15 protein-coding genes are annotated in these 17,336 nt (G+C 64.9%); 3 read left to right on the forward strand and 12 right to left on the reverse strand.

Annotated features, from left to right (window positions below; all coding sequences use genetic code 11):
* Nucleotides 1-88: 88 nt before the first annotated feature.
* A complete protein-coding gene (locus M1D87_RS16200) occupies nt 89-967 on the reverse strand; it encodes a DMT family transporter (RefSeq protein WP_015270753.1) in 879 nt (292 codons plus the stop codon).
* Nucleotides 968-1,214: 247 nt separating this feature from the next.
* On the opposite strand from M1D87_RS16200, the gene M1D87_RS16205 reads away from it, so the two are divergent.
* Nucleotides 1,215-2,039, forward strand: coding sequence for an aldo/keto reductase (locus M1D87_RS16205; RefSeq protein WP_123084887.1), 825 nt, complete (start codon nt 1,215-1,217; stop codon nt 2,037-2,039).
* Nucleotides 2,040-2,212: 173 nt separating this feature from the next.
* Here the strand turns inward: M1D87_RS16205 and M1D87_RS16210 are convergent, their stop codons facing one another.
* The 5 genes from M1D87_RS16210 to M1D87_RS16230 form a co-directional block, all read right to left on the reverse strand.
* On the reverse strand, nt 2,213-4,309 hold the full coding sequence (locus M1D87_RS16210; RefSeq protein ID WP_123084888.1) for a putative bifunctional diguanylate cyclase/phosphodiesterase: 2,097 nt from the start codon (nt 4,307-4,309) through the stop codon (nt 2,213-2,215).
* A 128-nt stretch (nt 4,310-4,437) separates the two neighbouring features.
* Entirely contained in the window at nt 4,438-4,932 is a 495-nt protein-coding gene (locus tag M1D87_RS16215; RefSeq protein WP_123084889.1) for a GNAT family N-acetyltransferase, read from the reverse strand.
* Nucleotides 4,933-5,180: 248 nt separating this feature from the next.
* Nucleotides 5,181-6,116: a catechol 1,2-dioxygenase gene (catA, locus tag M1D87_RS16220; RefSeq protein WP_013973065.1), complete on the reverse strand. Its 936-nt coding sequence runs from the start codon at nt 6,114-6,116 to the stop codon at nt 5,181-5,183.
* Between the two features lie 43 nt (nt 6,117-6,159).
* Nucleotides 6,160-6,450: a muconolactone Delta-isomerase gene (catC, locus tag M1D87_RS16225; RefSeq protein WP_013973066.1), complete on the reverse strand. Its 291-nt coding sequence runs from the start codon at nt 6,448-6,450 to the stop codon at nt 6,160-6,162.
* Nucleotides 6,451-6,477: 27 nt separating this feature from the next.
* Nucleotides 6,478-7,599, reverse strand: coding sequence for a muconate cycloisomerase family protein (locus M1D87_RS16230; protein WP_123084890.1), 1,122 nt, complete (start codon nt 7,597-7,599; stop codon nt 6,478-6,480).
* 135 nt (nt 7,600-7,734) lie between these two features.
* Here M1D87_RS16230 and catR point away from each other — a divergent pair, with 135 nt between their 5' ends.
* Both catR and M1D87_RS16240 read left to right on the forward strand, forming a co-directional pair.
* Nucleotides 7,735-8,613, forward strand: a complete 879-nt coding sequence (catR, locus tag M1D87_RS16235; RefSeq protein WP_123084891.1) for an HTH-type transcriptional regulator CatR — start codon at nt 7,735-7,737, stop codon at nt 8,611-8,613.
* A complete protein-coding gene (locus M1D87_RS16240) occupies nt 8,610-9,944 on the forward strand; it encodes a D-serine ammonia-lyase (RefSeq protein ID WP_123084892.1) in 1,335 nt (444 codons plus the stop codon). Before catR ends, M1D87_RS16240 begins: the two co-directional genes overlap by 4 nt.
* A gap of 161 nt (nt 9,945-10,105) precedes the next feature.
* Here the strand turns inward: M1D87_RS16240 and M1D87_RS16245 are convergent, their stop codons facing one another.
* The 6 genes from M1D87_RS16245 to M1D87_RS16270 form a co-directional block, all read right to left on the reverse strand.
* On the reverse strand, nt 10,106-10,939 hold the full coding sequence (locus M1D87_RS16245; protein WP_232880594.1) for a LuxR C-terminal-related transcriptional regulator: 834 nt from the start codon (nt 10,937-10,939) through the stop codon (nt 10,106-10,108).
* A 53-nt stretch (nt 10,940-10,992) separates the two neighbouring features.
* Entirely contained in the window at nt 10,993-12,405 is a 1,413-nt protein-coding gene (locus M1D87_RS16250) for an aminotransferase (RefSeq protein ID WP_123084894.1), read from the reverse strand.
* A 34-nt stretch (nt 12,406-12,439) separates the two neighbouring features.
* Nucleotides 12,440-13,543, reverse strand: a complete 1,104-nt coding sequence (locus M1D87_RS16255; protein WP_123084895.1) for a polyamine ABC transporter substrate-binding protein — start codon at nt 13,541-13,543, stop codon at nt 12,440-12,442.
* Between the two features lie 437 nt (nt 13,544-13,980).
* Nucleotides 13,981-14,682: an NAD(P)H-dependent oxidoreductase gene (locus M1D87_RS16260; protein ID WP_015270763.1), complete on the reverse strand. Its 702-nt coding sequence runs from the start codon at nt 14,680-14,682 to the stop codon at nt 13,981-13,983.
* Between the two features lie 42 nt (nt 14,683-14,724).
* Nucleotides 14,725-16,140: an aldehyde dehydrogenase family protein gene (locus tag M1D87_RS16265; protein ID WP_061551682.1), complete on the reverse strand. Its 1,416-nt coding sequence runs from the start codon at nt 16,138-16,140 to the stop codon at nt 14,725-14,727.
* Entirely contained in the window at nt 16,133-17,323 is a 1,191-nt protein-coding gene (locus M1D87_RS16270; protein WP_123085474.1) for a pyridoxal phosphate-dependent aminotransferase, read from the reverse strand. Before M1D87_RS16270 ends, M1D87_RS16265 begins: the two co-directional genes overlap by 8 nt.
* Nucleotides 17,324-17,336 lie beyond the last annotated feature (13 nt).

Consider the following 17,336-nt stretch of genomic DNA (forward strand, 5'->3'; position numbering starts at 1 on the left):
AGAATTTCTTTTGCCACATCGGCCCTTTCGCAGCACAAGGCTGCTCCTACAGGTCAGTGCTGTAGCTGTAATAACAGCGGTAAAGCTTCTACTTACCCCGCTGCATCCACGCCGCCCCCAGCCCGCTGAGGCAGATCACCGAGATGCCCACCAGGCTCAGGGTGTCCGGCACCTGGCTGTAGACAACCAACCCAAGCAACCCGGCGAACACGATCTGGCAATAGCTGAACGGCGCCAGCAAGGCAGGTGCCGCATGGCGGAAGGCCTGGGTCAGCAGCAGGTGCGCCGTCATGCCAAAGCCGCCCAGCGCCAGCATCAGCAGCGCATGGTCCCAACGCGGCATCTCCCAGAAGAACGGCACCAACGCACTCATCGCCAGGGTGTTGCACAACCCCGCATAGAAATTGCTGGTGGTCGGGCTGTCGTGCGCGGCCAGGATGCGCGTCAGCAACTGATAGAAGCAGAAGCCCAGCGCCGAACCAAACGGATACAGGATGGCCGGAGTGAACATCGCCCCGCCCGGGTGCACCACCACCAGCACGCCGATGAAGCCCATCACCACCGCCACCCACTGCCCCACCGTCACCCGCTCCTTCAGCAGTGGCGCCGACAGCGCAGTGACCAGCACCGGGGCAAGGAAGTTGACCGCCGTGGCCTCGGCCAGTGGCAGGTACTGCAGGCCTGTGGTGAACAGCAGGCTGGTACTCAGCAGGCTCAGGGCGCGTAACGTCTGCAACAGAGGGCGGCGAGTGCGCAGCACGTTGAGGCCGGCCTTGGGCAGGAAGATGCCGGCCATCAGCAGCGTGTGCACCACATACCGCGCCCACACCACCATGATGATCGGGTACAGACCGCCCAGGAACTTGGACAGGGCATCGTGACTGGCGAACAGGAACGTCGCCACCACCACCAGGGCGATGCCGCGCAGGGGTTGGTTGACTCCGGACAGCGGTGTGCTGGAACTCATGGCACTCTCGATGACGGCGCGGCTGGATGCGGCGCCCAGGGAAGGCCGCGCAGGCATAGCCTGGCGGATGCAACAGCTCGAATTTTAGAAGAGATGCCGAAGAATAAGGAAGTTCAATCGCCGCCAGCCAAGGCCGACTGCAATTTCTGTTCGCTGATCGACCACTTTCCGCCCCACGCGCATGGCCCGTGCCGTGCTGATCGCCGACCATCGAATGCGAACCCTGCACACCCTACAAGGAATTTACATGCAAAGGCTCACCACCCGTAACGGCCTGGCCCTGCCCGCGATCGGCCTGGGCACCTGGCCAATGACCGGCAGCGAGTGCACCCAGGCCGTGCGCCAGGCGCTTGAATTGGGTTACCGGCACATAGACACTGCCACTGCCTATGACAACGAAGCCGCCGTCGGCCAGGCACTGCGCGAAAGCGATGTACCGCGCGAGCAGATTCACCTGACCACCAAGGTATGGTGGGATCGCCTGACGCCCAAGGCCATGCGCCAGTCGCTGGAGGACAGCCTTCGCGCCCTGGGTACCGAGCAGGTCGACCTGTTCCACATCCACTGGCCCAGCCAGGACTGGGACCTGGCCCGCAGCATCGAAACCCTGGTGGCCCTGCGTGACGAGGGCAAGGCGCGCAGCATCGGCGTGGCCAACTTCCCGCTGGGGCTGCTGCGCCAGGTGGTGGAAACCCTGGGCGCGCCATTGTCGGCGATCCAGGTGGAATACCACGTGCTGCTCGGCCAGCAACCGCTGCTGGACTATGCCCGCCGCCACGACCTGCTGCTCACCGCCTACACCCCGCTGGTCCGTGGGCAGGCGGCGGCGCAGCCGGTGATCCAGGCGATCGCCCGCAAGCATGGCGTACTGCCCAGCCAGGTGGCGCTGAAGTGGTTGCTGGACCAGGACGGCGTGGCGGTGATCCCCAAGGCCGGCAGCCGCGAGAACCAGCTGGCCAACCTGGCAGCGTCGAACGTGCAACTGGATGACGAGGACCGCGCGGCGATCGCCGGGTTGCCGAAGGACCAGCGGGTGGTGAGCCCCGCGTTTGCGCCGGACTGGAACAGCTAAGCCTTGATCAAGCCTTGAAAGCTTGCACTGCCCATGTGGGAGCGGGTTCACCCGCGAACACCGGCGCAGCCGGTGCCAGCCACCGTGTCGCCTGCTTCGCGGGTGAACCCGCTCCCACAGGTACTGCGCCGGGCCGATCGGCTGCGGTGATTCTGCAGGCCCGCGCAAGGGCACTATGCCGGCGTCACGACCTGCTTCAACCGCTCGTTCGCCGGTGCCGGTCGCCCATACAGGTAGCCCTGGAAGTGCGAGCACCCCTCCGCCACCAACCGGCGCATCTGCTCCTCCGACTCCACCCCCTCGGCCGTGGTCTTGATCATCAGGCTGTTGGACAGGTCGGTAATGGCGCGAATGATCGACATTGCCTCGCGGCTGTCGCACATGTCATGCACGAACGACTTGTCGATCTTGATCCGGTCGAACGGGAACGAACGCAGGTAACCCAGCGAGGAGTATCCGGTGCCGAAATCGTCCAGCGAAATGGACACGCCCAGGTCCTTCAGTGCACGCAGGGTACGCACGTTTTCCTCGCTGTTGCCCAGCAGCACCGACTCGGTGACCTCCAGTTCCAACCGCTGTGGCGGCAGGCCGGAGTCGGCCAGCGCCAGGGCCACGGTGTGCACCAGGTTGGCATTCTTGAACTGCACTGCCGACAGGTTGACCGACACCGTCTGCTCGCTGTCCCAGCTGGCCGCCTCCTGGCAGGCCAGGTTCAGCGCCCGGGTGCCCAGTTCGTGGATCAGCCCGGTTTCCTCAGCGATGGGGATGAAGTCCATGGGCATGACCATGCCACGGGTCGGGTGCTCCCAGCGCAGCAACGCCTCGTAGCCGGTAACGCTGCTGGTCTGCTGGTCGACCACCGGCTGGTAGTGCAGCTGCAACTGGCCCAGGTGCAGCGCAGTGCGCAGGTCGGTTTCCACCAGGCGGCGCTGGCGGGCGGCGACGTCCAGTTCGACGCTGAAGCACTCGTAGCGGTTGCGACCGTTGCGCTTGGCCTCGTACAGCGCCATGTCGGCGTAGCCCAGCAGTTGCTCGGCCTGGTCGCTGTCATCCGGCGCAATGGCAATGCCGATGCTCACCCCCACCGTGAACTGGTGCCCCTCGATCTGGAACGGTGGGCAGATCGCGTTGATCAGGCGCTGCGCAGTGTTGCATGCGGCCTCCCGGCCTTCCAGGCCGGTCAGCACCACGGCAAACTCGTCGCCGCCCAGGCGGGCCAGGGTGTCGTGCTCGCGCAGCTCGCGGCGCAGGCGCTTGCCCAGCGCGCGCAGCAGCTTGTCGCCAAAGGCGTGGCCCAGCGAATCGTTGATGTTCTTGAAGTTGTCCAAGTCCAGGCACAGTGCGGCGGTCAGCTTGGCGTGCTCGCTGTCACGCACCAGGGCCTGGCGCAGGCGTTCGTTGAACAGGGTGCGGTTGGGCAGCCCGGTCAACGCATCGTGGTGCGCCATGTGGTGGATCTGCGCGTGGGCGGCCAGCTCTTCGGTGGCATCTTCGGCAACGAACAACACATAGTCGGCCTGGCCTTCACGGTTCTGGCTAAGCAAGGTGCGGCTGCGCAGGGTGCGTGGGCCACAGGCCGTGTCGACCCGGGTTTCGGCAGCATGCCCCTTGGTGCTGCGGGCCCCACGGGCCAGTTGCTGTTCCAGGTAACCGGCAACGCCCGGTGCCAGGCACTCGCCGGGCAACTGCCCGATCATGCTGCGCTGCGGCCCGCCGAACAGGCGTTCGGCCTGCTGGTTGGCCAGCAGGATGCGCTGGCTCTCCAGGTCCTGGACAATGACGCTGGCGGGGATGTTGGCAATCACCGAATCGAGGAACTGCGACAGCTTGGCCATTTCCTGGCTGTACTGTTCGGCCAGCTCCTTGGCCTGCAGCAGTTCCAGCTCTTGCCGGTGACGCTCGGAAATGTCGCGGGTGACCTTGGCAAAACCCACCAGTTGCCCGGCATCGTCGTACACCGCGTCGATCACCACATGGGCATGGAAGACCGTGCCGTCCTTGCGCAGGCGCGAACCGATCTCTTCGAAGCGCCCGGTGCTGCGGGCCTGCTCAAGGTTCAGCGCCGGCAGCCCGGCGGCGCGCTCGGCATCGGTGTAGAACAACGAGTAGTGCTTGCCGACGATTTCCTCGGCCAGGTAGCCCTTGGCGCGCTGGGCGCCGGGGTTCCAGTTGGCGACGATACCTTCGGGGGTGAGCAGGTAGAAGGCATAGTCCACCACACTCTGGATCAACAGCCGGTACATGATGTCGGGGCTTGCGACTAGCGACATGACTTTTACCTGGGCCTTCGAAAGGCATGAAAAGGATTGGTGGCATTATGCCTTCGACGACGACTTTGTGAAGTAGCTCACAAAAAGCCACGATCCCTTCAATTAGCGAACGAAGGCTGGCAACCCCCTCAATGGCGGGCGCCCGTGACCAGGAAATTGAGCAAGCCCGGTTCGTCATCCAGGGCTATGGGCTGCGCCGGGCGCGACAGCTCGGCCAGCACGGCATTGCAGAAAGCCACGGCAGGCATGTCCTGTGCGTAACAGCGCATCAACCAGTCGCCCTCGCCGCCCAGCAATTGCAATGCCACCGCCCGGCCGATGCCCTGTCGGCGGTACTTTTTCAGGATGAACAGGTCAGCCAGTTCGAACGCGTCGATGCCCGGCAGCTCGCTGCGTTCGACCAGCACGAAACCGGCGATGAAACCGTCTGCCAGCACCAGGTACGCGCCCCAGCCATCGCCCCCCCAGTAACGTTGCAGGTGCTCGTCATGGATATAGAAGCGGCCGTCCACTTCGACGTCTTCCTGCTCCCAGTCCGAGGACTCGTAGGCGTAGAACTGATAGAGGTTGCGAATCAGCGGGGCCTGGTCGGCAGTGGTTGCCAACAGTTCGATGGGCAGCATGGTGAGGGGCTCGGGTAAAAAGGCGGATTCTAGATCAACCGCCCCTGTCAGCAAAAAGCCCAGGCCCTCCCCGCACGGAAAGGCCCAGGCAAAACCAACACAAACACATCACTCATTGATTTAGCAGGCCCCTGTGGGAGCGGGTTCACCCGCGAACACCGGCACAGCCGGTGCCATACACCGTGTCGCATTCTTCGCGGGTAAACCCGCTCCCACAACGACCTCTACAACCGGAGCGATAACACCACTCAGGCCCCCTGCAAAGCACGCGGGCGGTGGCTGCGTGCCTCGGCGTCTGGCGCCTTGGCCGCCTGCAGATGGAAGTCGAACGCCAGCTCGGCAAAGCGCTCACCCTCTACGCCGCGAGCACGCGCTGCCGCAGCATCCTCGACAAAGCGCAGCTCGCCGACCAGCCCGTCACGGGTGGCATAGGCAAAGTCATCCCACAAGTACTTGTCGCCGGCCAGGTTTATCTGCGTGGTCAGGTGGCGGTGCCCAGGCGCAGAGATGAAGAAGTGCACATGCGCCGGGCGCTGGCCGTGGCGACCGAGCAGGTCCAGGCATTCCTGGGTTGGCCCCTGCGGGTCGCAACCGTACCCCGACGGCACGATGGAGCGCGCGCGGTAGCGCCCTTCGGCATCGGTGATGATGCGCCGGCGCAGGTTGTATTCGGACTGGGTAGTGTCGAAGTACGAATAGGTGCCCTGGGTGTTGGCATGCCACAGGTCAACGGTGGCGCCGGCCAACGGCTTGCCTTCGGCATCGAACACCTGGCCCTGGAGGAACATCACCACGCCCGGGTCGCTGCCGTCATCCATGCGCGTTTCACCGTGCGCCAGCGGCGCGCCTGCCACATACAGCGGGCCTTCGATGGTGCGCGGGGTGCCGCCAGTCAGGCCGGCCTCGGCGTCCTTGGCGTCCTGCAACAGGTCGAGGAAGTGCTCGATGCCCAGGCCCGCCGCCAGCAGGCCGGCTTCGTTACGGCCACCCAGGCGGTTGAGGTAGTCGACGGCATGCCAGAACTCGTCTTCGGTGATTTCCAGGTCCTCGACCAGGCGTGCAGTGTCCTGCAGCACACGCAGGATGATCTGCTTGAAGCGTGGGTTACCTTCGGCATGGCCCAGGCCGGCCACTTCCTTGAAGAACGCCTGAACATCGGCAGTGTGGGAAATTTTCACGGTCATCGCGCTTGCCTCATCTTGTTCTTGTCAGGTAGACAGGTGCCACTCAGCGGTCGTCGCTGTGAATCGACGAGGGGTGCCGGCACAGGCCGTCTACCTCGATGTCCATGTACGGGAACAGCGGCAGCTGCATCAGGGTGTCGTGCAGCGCCTCGACGCTGGGTACATCGAACACGCTGTAGTTGGCGTAGTGCCCGGCAATGCGCCACAGGTGGCGCCAGGTGCCTTCGCGCTGCAGGCGCTGGGCCAGTTCCTTTTCGTCGGCCTTGAGCCGGGCGGCCTTGGCCGGGTCCATGTCGACCGGCAGTTTCACGGTCATCTTCACGTGGAACAGCATCATTGATCTCCTTGCTTGGCTGTACGATCAGCGGCGGGCGAAGCGCGCCAGGCGCTGTTCGTCCAGGGTCAGGCCCAGGCCTGGGGTACGTGGAATGTGCAGCTGGAAGTCGCGGTATTGCGGCGGCTCGTTGACGATTTCTTCGGTCAGCAGCAGCGGCCCGAACAGCTCGGTGCCCCAGGTGAGCTGGCGCAGGGTCAGGAAGGCATGAGCCGAAGCCAGGGTGCCGATCGAGCCTTCGAGCATGGTCCCGCCATACAAGGCGATGCCGGCAGCCTCGGCGATTTGCGCGGTACGCAGTACGGCGCGCGGGCCGCCGTTCTTGGCTATTTTCAGGGCGAAGATGCTGGCCGCGCCGTCGGCAGCCAGGCTGAAGGCGTCCTCGACGCTTTCGATCGACTCGTCGGCCATGATCGGTGCCGGGCTGCGCTGGTTCAGGCGCACCTGGCCGCTGCGGTTGATACGCGAAATCGGTTGCTCGATCAGGTCGATGCCGTTGTCGCCAAGCACCTGGCAGGCACGGATGGCCTGGGATTCGTCCCAGTACTGGTTGACGTCGACCCGCACGCTGGCGCTGTCGCCCAGCTCGCGCTTGATCGCCACCACGTGCTTGAGGTCCTGGGACAACGGGTTGGCGCCGATCTTCAGCTTGAACACCCGATGCCGACGAATCTCCAGCATGTGCTGGGCTTCGGCGATGTCGCGGGCGGTATCGCCGCTGGCCAAGGTCCAGGCCACTTCCAGGCTGTCGCGCACGCGGCCACCCAGCAGTTCGCTGACCGGCAGGCCCAGGCGTTTGCCCTGGGCATCGAGCAAGGCGCTTTCGATACCCGACTTGGCAAAGGTATTGCCCTTGGCCAGCTTGTCCAGCTTGAGCATGGCGGCGTTGATGTTGTCAGCCGGCAAGCCAACCAGCGCCGGCGCCAGGTGCGCATCGATGTTGGCCTTGATGCCCTCCGGGCTTTCGTAGCCATAGGCCAGGCCGCCGATGGTGGTGGCCTCGCCGATGCCTTCCACGCCATCACTGCAGCGAACACGCAATACCACAAGGGTCTGCTGCTGCATGGTGTGCATCGCCAGCTTGTGCGGGCGAATGGTCGGCAGGTCGACGATAATTGCCTCGATACGTTCAATCAGCACGCTTGTCATTGTTGCCAGGTCCCGTTGTTTCGGGCTGCCAGCCGCAGGCCCGAGTGGTGCATTTACTTGCTTGTTCAAGGATTGCGCGAGACCCTGATAGCCGTCCAATATCGAATGAATCTCCCACCATACCCTGGAGGTCTGATGGAGCTGCGCCACTTGCGTTACTTCAAGGTCCTGGCCGAAACCCTGAACTTCACTCGCGCCGCCGAGCTGCTGCACATTGCCCAGCCGCCGCTGAGCCGGCAGATCAGCCAACTCGAGGACCAGCTCGGTACCTTGCTGGTAGTGCGCGAGCGCCCGCTGCGGCTGACAGAGGCGGGTCGCTTCTTCTACGAACAGAGCTGCACCGTGCTGCAGCAGCTGCAGAACATCAGCGACAACACCCGTCGCATCGGCCAGGGCCAGCGCCAGTGGCTGGGGATCGGCTTCGCCCCCTCGACCCTGTACAAGGTGCTGCCGGAGCTGATCCGCGAGCTGCGCCAGGACAGCGAGTTGGAACTGGGCCTCAACGAGATGACCACGCTGCAGCAGGTGGAGGCGTTGAAAAGCGGGCGCATCGACATCGCCTTCGGGCGCATTCGCATCGATGACCCGGCCATTCACCAGCAAGTGCTGTGCGAGGACCCGCTGGTGGCGGTATTGCCCAAGGGTCACCCGCTGGCGAGCAGCCCGCTTACACTTGCCCAGCTGGCTGGCGAGGCGTTCATCCTCTACCCGGCCAACCCGCGGCCCAGCTATGCCGACCATGTGCTGGCACTGTTCGCCCACCACGGCATGAGCATCCGCGTCAGCCAATGGGCCAACGAACTGCAGACCGCCATCGGTCTGGTGGCCGTCGGCGTAGGCGTGACCCTGGTGCCGGCGTCGGTGCAACAGCAGCACCGCACCGATATCGAATATGTAAGCCTGCTCGACAGCGGCGCCGTCAGCCCGATCATCCTCAGCCGACGCAAGGGCGATGTGAGCCCGATCGTGCAGCGCTGCCTGACATTGATTGCACAACAGGAAAAACCAGCATGATTCACGGCAAGACACTGCAAGCATGGTGCAGCTCCCACCCCCTGATCGAAGACCTGGTGGCCCTGCGCGAAACCCGTTGGTTCAACCCGCACATTGCCCCGGCCGCCCAGGCCCTGGCCGACGTCGGTTTGAGCGCCGCCGATGTCAGTGCTGCCAGTGCCCGCCTGGCACGCTTTGCCCCCTACCTGGCCAGCGTGTTCCCGGATACCGCCGCCACCGGCGGCATCATCGAGTCGCCACTGCGCCCGCTGCCCAAACTGCATGCCACCTTGCTGCAGGCAGCGGGCCTGCCTTCCAGCGGTTCACTTTGGCTCAAGGCCGACAGCGAGCTGCCGATCTCTGGCTCGATCAAGGCCCGCGGCGGTATTCATGAAGTGCTCAAGCATGCCGAAGACCTTGCCCTGGCAGCCGGCCTGATCAGCCTCGACAGCGATTACCGGGAACTGGCCAGCGACCAGGCCCGGCAATTCTTCAGCCAGTACAAGGTTGCGGTCGGCTCGACCGGCAACCTCGGCCTGTCGATCGGCATCATGAGCGCCAGACTGGGCTTTCAGGCGACCGTGCACATGTCGGCCGATGCCCGCCAATGGAAGAAGGACAAACTGCGCGCCCATGGCGTGAAGGTGGTCGAGTACGAAAGCGACTACAGCGTGGCGGTGGAGCAAGGGCGCCAGCAGGCGGCGACGGACCCGGGCTGCTACTTCGTCGACGACGAGAACTCGCCACACCTGTTCCTCGGCTATGCCGTGGCGGCCGAGCGGCTGGCCGCCCAGTTCGAAGCCGCGGGCATCAAGGTAGATGCCGAGCACCCCTTGTTCGTCTACCTGCCCTGCGGGGTCGGCGGTGGCCCCGGTGGCGTGGCGTTCGGCCTGAAGCTGATCTGGGGCGACCATGCGCACTGCATCTTCGCCGAGCCCACCCACTCACCGTGCATGTTCCTGGGGGTGTATAGCGGTTTGCATGACGCCACCAGCGTGCAGGATTTCGGCATCGACAACCTGACCGCCGCCGACGGCCTGGCGGTGGGCCGCCCTTCCGGCTTTGTCGGCAAGGCGATGCAGCGTTTGCTCGATGGCTATTACACAGTCAGCGACGAGGCGCTGTACCGGCTGTTGGTATTGGCCCATGACCAGGAGAATGCGCGGCTGGAGCCTTCGGCGCTGGCGGGGATGCCGGGCATGGTCAGGGTGCTTGAAGCGCCTGAGTACTTGGCGCGCATGGGCCTGTCGGCCGGGCGCATGCAAAGGGCCACGCATTTGGTCTGGGGGACCGGTGGCAGCATGGTGCCGGAGGCGGAGTTTGCGGCCTATCTGGCTAAAGGCAGGGGCTGAGAGGTATTGGGAGGCAGCGCTATACCTGTGGGAGCGGGTTCACCCGCGAACACGGGCGAAGCCCGTGCCATCCACCGCGGTGTCTGCTTCGCGGGTGAACCCGCTCCCACAGGGATCGCGCCAGCTTTCAAATAGTGAGCAAGGCAGTTGCTCCTTTGCTGCTAAACCGCCAGGTGATCACCGCGCAGCCAGTCGATAAACCGCGCAAACAACTCCGACTGCGAGTTGATCTCCAGCTTCAGGTACAGGTTCTTGCGGTGCATGCGCACGGTTTCCGGCGAGATGCCCAGCTCCAGCGCGGTGGACTTCACCGAATGCCCACGCAAGATCATGTGCGCCACCTCCCGCTCACGGTCGGTCAGCACCTGGCAGCCGAAACTGTCGAACGCCGCCTGCAGGCTGCCACGCTCCGCCGAAGCGGGGCCGGGCTCCAGATGGTGCCGGGCGTAGCGCCCCAGCAGCTCGCGTACCATCGGCTCCAGCGCACGCAGCAGGTCGATCTGCCCCGTACTCAGCCGTGTGCCGCTGCAGCCCTGGAACAGGCTCAGCGACAACTTGCGGCCAGCGCTGAGGTCGACGATGTAGTAGCTGTCTTCACTGCAACCGGTACCCAGGTAGTAGGCCTTGTAGTAGTCGCTGTCGAAGAAGTTGTCCGGGGCGATGTCCTGCAGGTGGTAGAAGCCCTCGGCCAGGCCGCTCTGCACGGCCAGGCAGAACGGGTCGAGCAGGTAGCCGGCAGTGAAGTAGCGCTCCAGCACAGCGGCGCGGTGCAGGTCGGGGATGCCTTGCTGGTACAGCAGTTGCGGTGCCCGCCCCTGGCACTCGAGGCTGATCATCATCGATTCCACCTGCACCAGCTGGCCGATGGCGGCTGCCACATGCGCCAGCGCCTCGGGCGTTTCGCTGTGGGCCAGTGCGCGCTGCAGCGCCGCATGCCATTGCTGCAGCGCGCCCAGTGAAAGGGTAAGCGGGGTGTCGGGAGAGGCCTGGGTCATGCCCGGCAGTCTAGCCTGCCAGGCACGCCCGCGCACAGCCCTTTGCGCCAGGTTCATCGGCCCTGGTACAGGCCAAGCGCCGTGAGTTCGTGCGCGGTTTCGATGATGCACTGGCGCAGGGTTTCGACGATCTCGTCCACTTGCGCATGGGTAATGATCAACGGCGGCGACATCACGTTCAGGTGCATGATCGGCCGCACCAGCAGCCCTTTGGCCTGGGCCTTGCTGTGGATGCGTTCGCCAATGTTCACCTCGTCCGCAAACAGCGCCTTGCTGGCCTTGTCGGCAACGAACTCGACACAGGCCATCAGCTTCATGCAGCGCACATCCCCCACCAGCGGCAGCTCGCGCAGGCTTTGCAGGCGCTGTTCCAGGTAGCCGCCAACGTCCTTGACGTGCTCCAGCAAATGCTCGCGTTCGATGATCTCGATGTTCTTCAGCGCCGCGGTGCAGCACACCGGGTGGCCACTGTAGGTGAAGCCGTGGGTGAAGCAGCGGCCCTTGCCCGGCTCGGCGATCACCTGCCAGATGCGCTCGGAGAAGATGCACGCCCCCAGCGGCAGGTAGGCCGAGGTCAGGCCCTTGGCGGTAGTGATGATGTCGGGGGTTACGCCGAACAGTTCCTCGCTGGCGAAGAAGGTGCCCAGGCGCCCGAACGAGGTCACCACTTCGTCGGCGACGAACAGGATGTCGTAGGTCTGGCACAGCTGCCACATGCGCTGGAAGTAGCCCTTGGGCGGAATGATCACCCCGCCCGAGCCCATGATCGGCTCGGCGAAGAACGCCGCCACGTTGTCGGCCCCCAGCGAGAGAATCTTGTCCTCGAACTCGGCCACCAGGAAGTCGAGGAACTCGGCCTCGTCCATGTCGTGCGGGGCGCGATACGGGTTGGGGTTGGACACGTGGTGGATCAGGTCGTGGTGATAATCGAACTCCGGCACCCGGTCAGCGGCCTTGTTGCCAATCAACATGGTCAGCGTGGTGGAGCCGTGGTAGGCGTTGTAGCGGGCGATGATGTGCTTCTTGTGCGGCTTGCCACGGCAGTTCTGGTAGTACTGGATCAGCCGGTAGGCAGTGTCGACCGCGGTCGAGCCGCCAGTGGTGAGGAACACATGGTTCAGGTCACCCGGCGCCAGCTGCGCAAGCTTCTGGCACAGCTCGATGGCCACATCGTTGGCCATGTCGGAGAACGGGTTGGAATAGGCCAGCTGGCGTACCTGGTCGGCGATGGCCAGGGCCATTTCCTCGCGGCCCAGGCCAATGTTGGTGCACCACATGCCGCCGACGGCATCGAGGAAGCGGTTGCCGTGGGTATCGCGGATGTAGGCGCCCTCGCCGGCAACGATGTTCAGCGCGCCTTGCTCGCGGTGCTCGTCGAACACGTGGTAGCCGTGCATGTAGTGGGCCTTGTCGGCTTCCACCAGCGGATCGTGGGCAATGGCGAATGCTTTGCTTGGGGTGGCCATGGGCAGCTCCTTGGCAGTGATCGTTGGGCAGTGTTCAGAAACCGGTCTTGACCGTGCTCCAGACCCGGGTGATGGCGCGCATGTCCTTCGGGCTCTGGGTTTTCTGCGCGAACAGGCGCTCGCGGGTTTGCGCGTCGGGGTAAATGGCCGGGTCCTGGCGGATCTCGTCGCGCACCAGCGCGGTGGCGGCGGCGTTGCTGTTGGCGTAGTGGATGTAGTCGGTGACCTTGGCCATGGTCTGCGGCTGCAGCAGGAACTCGATGAAGCGGTGGGCGTTGGCCGCGTGCGGCGCATCCTTGGGGATGTACAGGTTGTCGAACCAGATCAGCGAGCCTTCCTGGGGGATGAAGAACGACAGCTTGATGTCCTTCTTCGCTTCCACCGCGCGGGCCTGCGCGGTGGCGTAGTCGCCGGACCAGGTCAGGGCCAGGCAGACATCGCCGTTGGGCAGGCTGGTGAGGTAGTTGACCGAATCGAACTTGCGAATGTACGGGCGAATGCCCAACAGCAGTTGTTCGGCCGCCTTGAGGTCGGCCGGTGATGCGCTGCGTGGGTCCTTGCCCAGGTATTGCAGGGCCAGCGGGATGACTTCGGTCGGCGCGTCCATCAGGGTGACGCCACAGTCGGCGAAGCGCGAGACGATCCTGGGGTCGAACAGCATGGCCAGCGAGCCGATGGGGGCATCGGGCATGCGCGCGGTGATCTTGTCGACGTTGTAGGTTACCCCCGAGCTGCCCCAAGTGTAGGGCGCCGAGTATTTCAGGCCGGGGTCGTAGCCTTGCAGGTTGTTCACCACCTGCTGGTCGAGGTTGTGCCAACTGGGCAGTTGCCGCTTGTCCAGCGCCTGGAACACCCCGGCGCTGATCAGCGGGGGAACCAGGGACGCGTTGAGCATGACCAGGTCGTAGCCGGAGCGGCCGGTGAGCAGTTTGGTCTGCACCGTTTCGTAGCCGTCGAAGGTGTCGTAGATGACCTTGATGCCGGTGGCCTTCTCGAAATCGGCCAGGGTGGTTTCGCCGATATAGTCGGTCCAGTTGTACAACCGCAACGTGTTACCGCTGTCCACCTCTTCTGCCTGGACCAGGCTGGCGCCAGACGCCAGCAGCAGACCGCCAATCACCTTCAGTACCTTGCGCATGGCAACTCCATCGTGTGAGTGCTCGGGATCGAGCCGATGGGGGCACTATCGAGGGATTTGCCGAAGGGGGACATACCCCGAATGTGTGGGTGGTCGCTTTTTTTGCCGGTGAATTTTGTATGAAGGCCACAGGCCCAATCGCCGGCAAGCCAGCTCCCACAGGTCCTCCACAGTCCTGAAGCCCTGTGATTTCCCTGTGGGAGATTGCCCAGCCCTTTGGGCTGCGCTGTCGCGCAGAGAACCAATATCGCTCGTCTGACGCGTCCTTTGTAGGAGCAGCCTTGTGCTGCGAAGAGGCCGGTACAAGCAACAGATAGGCTTTGTCAGTACCGGCCTCTTCGCAGCACAAGGCTGCTCCTACAGAACCTCGCCGAACCAATGAGTCATGTGTTGTTCTATGAGAGCTGGCTTGCCGGCGATTGGGCCAGAACAGTCAATCACGCCAGCGGGTAAAGCGCCTCATCAAACTGCTCCAGGCGCGGGAACACCAGTGGCTGGTCGTCCGAGAGCTGCTCCAGGCGCTGCCGGTACTGCTGCAAGAACGCCTGCCGCGCCTCGTCACTGATGTACGGCACATGCCAGGCCACGAACGGCGGCAGCACCTCGAAACCCACGTAGGCCAGCGTGCCGCGCAAGATCGGCCGCAGCATGTCCTCCAGCGGCCCATGAATCGCCCCGTCGCCAAACATGTGCTCGCGCCCGCCCAGGGTCACGGTCACCAGCGCTTTCTTGCCCGCCAAACCGCCCTGGTCATAGAAGCGCTTGCCGCCATAGCACACCCCCGACACCAGCACGCGGTCGATCCAGCCCTTGAGCATGGCCGGCGCCGAGAACCAGAAGATCGGGAAGTTCAGCACCAGCAAGTCGGCCCACAGCAGCTTGTCCAACTCCTGCCGGATATCCGCGGCAATAGCGCCACGCTTGACCCCTTGGCGCTGCTCCAGGGCATACACCAGGTACTCGGGGTTCTCGCGCTGGCTGAAGTCATCGGCGCTGGCCACCGGGTTCCAGCCCATGGCGTACAGGTCGCTGACCTGCACCTGGTGGCCCTGGGCGCGGAAGGTTTCCACGGCCTGGTCACGCAGGGCAGCGGTGAACGATTGCGGCTCGGGGTGAGCGTGGACGATCAGTACATTCACAAACATTCTCCTCACACAAAACAGGTTGTCTTCCAGCTGTGCTCAGCACTGCACCGCTTTCACCTCGACGAACTCGGCCAGGCCCTCCTCGCCCCACTCGCGCCCGTTGCCCGACTGCTTGTAGCCACCAAACGGTGCCTGGTAGTTGAACCCGCCACCGTTGATGAAGCACTGCCCGGCGCGTATCTGCCGCGCCAGGGCCAGGCCGTGCTCGCGGCTACCGGCCCACACCGCACTGGACAGGCCGAACGGCGAATCGTTGGCCAGGGCCAGCGCCTGGGCCTCGTCGGCATAGGGGATCAGGCACAGCACCGGGCCGAAGATTTCCTCCTGGGCGATGCGCATGCGGTTGTCGACATCGGCGAACAACGTCGGCGCCACGTAGAACCCGCGCTCGAAGCCGGCTGGCGTATCACCGCCGCACAGCAGGCGCGCGCCCTCTTCCTGGCCCAGGCGAATGTAGTCGAGCACGGTGCGCCGCTGGCCTGCCGAACACATCGGCCCGAGGAAGCTGGCCGGGTCACGCGGGTCGCCCATGACCAGCGCACGGGTCTCGGCCTCGGCAATCTCCAGCGCCTCGGCGTAGCGGCTGGCCGGCAGCAGCATGCGGGTCAGGGCCGTGCAGGTCTGCCCCGAGTTGATCATCACGTCCTGCACGCCATGGCGCACCGCCGCGTGCAGGTCGGCGTCGGCGGTGATCAGCAGCGGCGACTTGCCGCCCAGCTCCAGGCACACCCGCTTCACCGTCGGCGCGGCCGCCTGGGCCACGCGCACCCCGGCGCCGGTGGAGCCGGTAAACGACACCATGTCCACCTGCGGGTGCCGGGCCAGGGCCTCGCCAACCTTGGCCCCCGGCCCGCTGACCAGGTTGAACACCCCGGCAGGCAGGCCGATGGCCTCGATCATCTCGGCCAGCAGGAACGCATGCAGCGGTGTTTCCTGGCTGGGCTTGACCACCACCGTGCAGCCGGCGGCCAGGGCCGGCGCCAGCTTGCCGATCATCTGGTGCAGCGGGTAGTTCCACGGGTTGATGAACGCGCACACGCCAACGGCTTCGCGGTACACCAGCGAGTTGCCGACTTCGCGCACCTCATCCATCAGCCCGGCCAGTTCGGCGTACTGCTCCAGCCCGGCAATCGGGCCCTCCACCTGTACCGCCTGGCACCACTGCACCGGCATGCCCAACTCGTCGGTGATGACCGAGGCCATTTCCGCCGCACGGCTTTTCAGCTGTGCAGCCAGCGCCGTTATATAGCCGGCACGTACGCTGGACGGCGTGCGCGACCAGCCATCGAAGGCCCGCCGCGCGGCCATCACCGCTCGTTCGACATCGGCCTCGGCGCCCAGCGGCACCCGGCCGATGGCCTGTTCGGTGGCCGGGTCGATCACCTCGGCCATGCCCTGCCCGCTCGGTACCTGCCAGGCGCCGTCGATGTACAGCCGCGCATACTCACGCATGGCCGTAGTCCCGTTTCAGTTCGTCGGCACAGCAGGCGATGCGTCGGCAGGCATCGATCAGCGCCGCATTGCCCAGCACCAGGCCCAGGCGGATATGCCCGGCAGCGCTGGGACCGAACGCTTCGCCGGCAAGCACCGACACGCCCTGGCTGTCCAACAGGTAGTCGGCAAAGGTCTGGGCAGATACGCCGGTCTCGCGGATATCGACCATCACGAACATACCGCCATCGGGCTTGAGCACCTTGATGCCCGGGCAGTCGGCCAACTGCTCGCACACCAGGTCGCGACGCTGGCGATAGGCTTCGCGCATAACATCCAGTTCCGGCAGTTGCTGCTCCAGTGCCACCACGGCGGCGTCCTGAATGAAGTCCGGCGAACCGTACAGCATGCACAGGGCGAGGTTTTCCAGATGGGTGGCAAGTTCGGTCGAACCGACCACCCAGCCCACCCGCCAACCGGTCATGGCATGCGACTTCGACAGGCTGTTGAGGGTGGCGGTGCGCTCGGCCATGCCCGGCAGGCTGCCAGGGCTGACATGCTCGCCGTCGTACAACAGCTCGCTGTACACCTCGTCAGAGATCAACCACAGATCGTGGGCGATGCACAGCTCGGCCAGCGCCTCCCAGGTGGCACGCGGCAGGCTCGCCCCCGAGGGGTTGTGCGGGCTGTTCAGGGCCAGGGCGCGGGTGCGCGGGGTGATGCGCGCGGCCACGTCACGCGGGCACACGCGAAAGCCGTTCTCCGGCTTGAGCGGCACCGGTACCACCTTGGCGCCACAAGCCCCGAACACCGCCTCGTAGGTCACGTACATGGGCTCGGCGACAATTACCTCGTCACCCGGGTCGAGCACACACTGGGCCACGCAGTACAACGCGCACTGGGCCCCCGCCAGCACCGTCACCTGGTCGGCATCGACGGCCTGGCCGCTGCGCTGGCGGTGGCGGTTGGCGATGGCCTGGCGCAGCGCCAGCTTGCCACGCACATCGGCGTAATGGGTGTGGCCCGAACGCAGGCTGTCGATGGCCGCCTCGACGATCGGCGCGGGGGTGTCGAAGTCCGGGTCACCCACCGAAAGCAGCAGGATATCCCTACCCTCGGCCTGCAGCGCCAGGGCGCGATAGTGGATGTCCCAGGCCGCAGCCCCGTCGCCGGCGATGTGTTGAGTGAGCTTGGCGTAGCGCATGGCAATCTCCCTT

Source organism: Pseudomonas sp. SA233, assembly GCF_054792385.1.

What these genes read in the sequence shown, in the direction of transcription:
- M1D87_RS16230 (WP_123084890.1), bottom strand. Translation starts at nt 7,599, where the DNA reads ATGACAAGCGTGCTGATTGAACGTATCGAGGCAATTATCGTCGACCTG.
- catC (WP_013973066.1), bottom strand. Translation starts at nt 6,450, where the DNA reads ATGCTGTTCCACGTGAAGATGACCGTGAAACTGCCGGTCGACATGGAC.
- M1D87_RS16265 (WP_061551682.1), bottom strand. Translation starts at nt 16,140, where the DNA reads ATGCGTGAGTATGCGCGGCTGTACATCGACGGCGCCTGGCAGGTACCG.
- catA (WP_013973065.1), bottom strand. Translation starts at nt 6,116, where the DNA reads ATGACCGTGAAAATTTCCCACACTGCCGATGTTCAGGCGTTCTTCAAG.
- M1D87_RS16200 (WP_015270753.1), bottom strand. Translation starts at nt 967, where the DNA reads ATGAGTTCCAGCACACCGCTGTCCGGAGTCAACCAACCCCTGCGCGGC.
- M1D87_RS16205 (WP_123084887.1), top strand. Translation starts at nt 1,215, where the DNA reads ATGCAAAGGCTCACCACCCGTAACGGCCTGGCCCTGCCCGCGATCGGC.
- M1D87_RS16270 (WP_123085474.1), bottom strand. Translation starts at nt 17,323, where the DNA reads ATGCGCTACGCCAAGCTCACTCAACACATCGCCGGCGACGGGGCTGCG.
- M1D87_RS16240 (WP_123084892.1), top strand. Translation starts at nt 8,610, where the DNA reads ATGATTCACGGCAAGACACTGCAAGCATGGTGCAGCTCCCACCCCCTG.
- M1D87_RS16215 (WP_123084889.1), bottom strand. Translation starts at nt 4,932, where the DNA reads ATGCTGCCCATCGAACTGTTGGCAACCACTGCCGACCAGGCCCCGCTG.
- M1D87_RS16255 (WP_123084895.1), bottom strand. Translation starts at nt 13,543, where the DNA reads ATGCGCAAGGTACTGAAGGTGATTGGCGGTCTGCTGCTGGCGTCTGGC.
- catR (WP_123084891.1), top strand. Translation starts at nt 7,735, where the DNA reads ATGGAGCTGCGCCACTTGCGTTACTTCAAGGTCCTGGCCGAAACCCTG.
- M1D87_RS16250 (WP_123084894.1), bottom strand. Translation starts at nt 12,405, where the DNA reads ATGGCCACCCCAAGCAAAGCATTCGCCATTGCCCACGATCCGCTGGTG.
- M1D87_RS16210 (WP_123084888.1), bottom strand. Translation starts at nt 4,309, where the DNA reads ATGTCGCTAGTCGCAAGCCCCGACATCATGTACCGGCTGTTGATCCAG.
- M1D87_RS16245 (WP_232880594.1), bottom strand. Translation starts at nt 10,939, where the DNA reads ATGACCCAGGCCTCTCCCGACACCCCGCTTACCCTTTCACTGGGCGCG.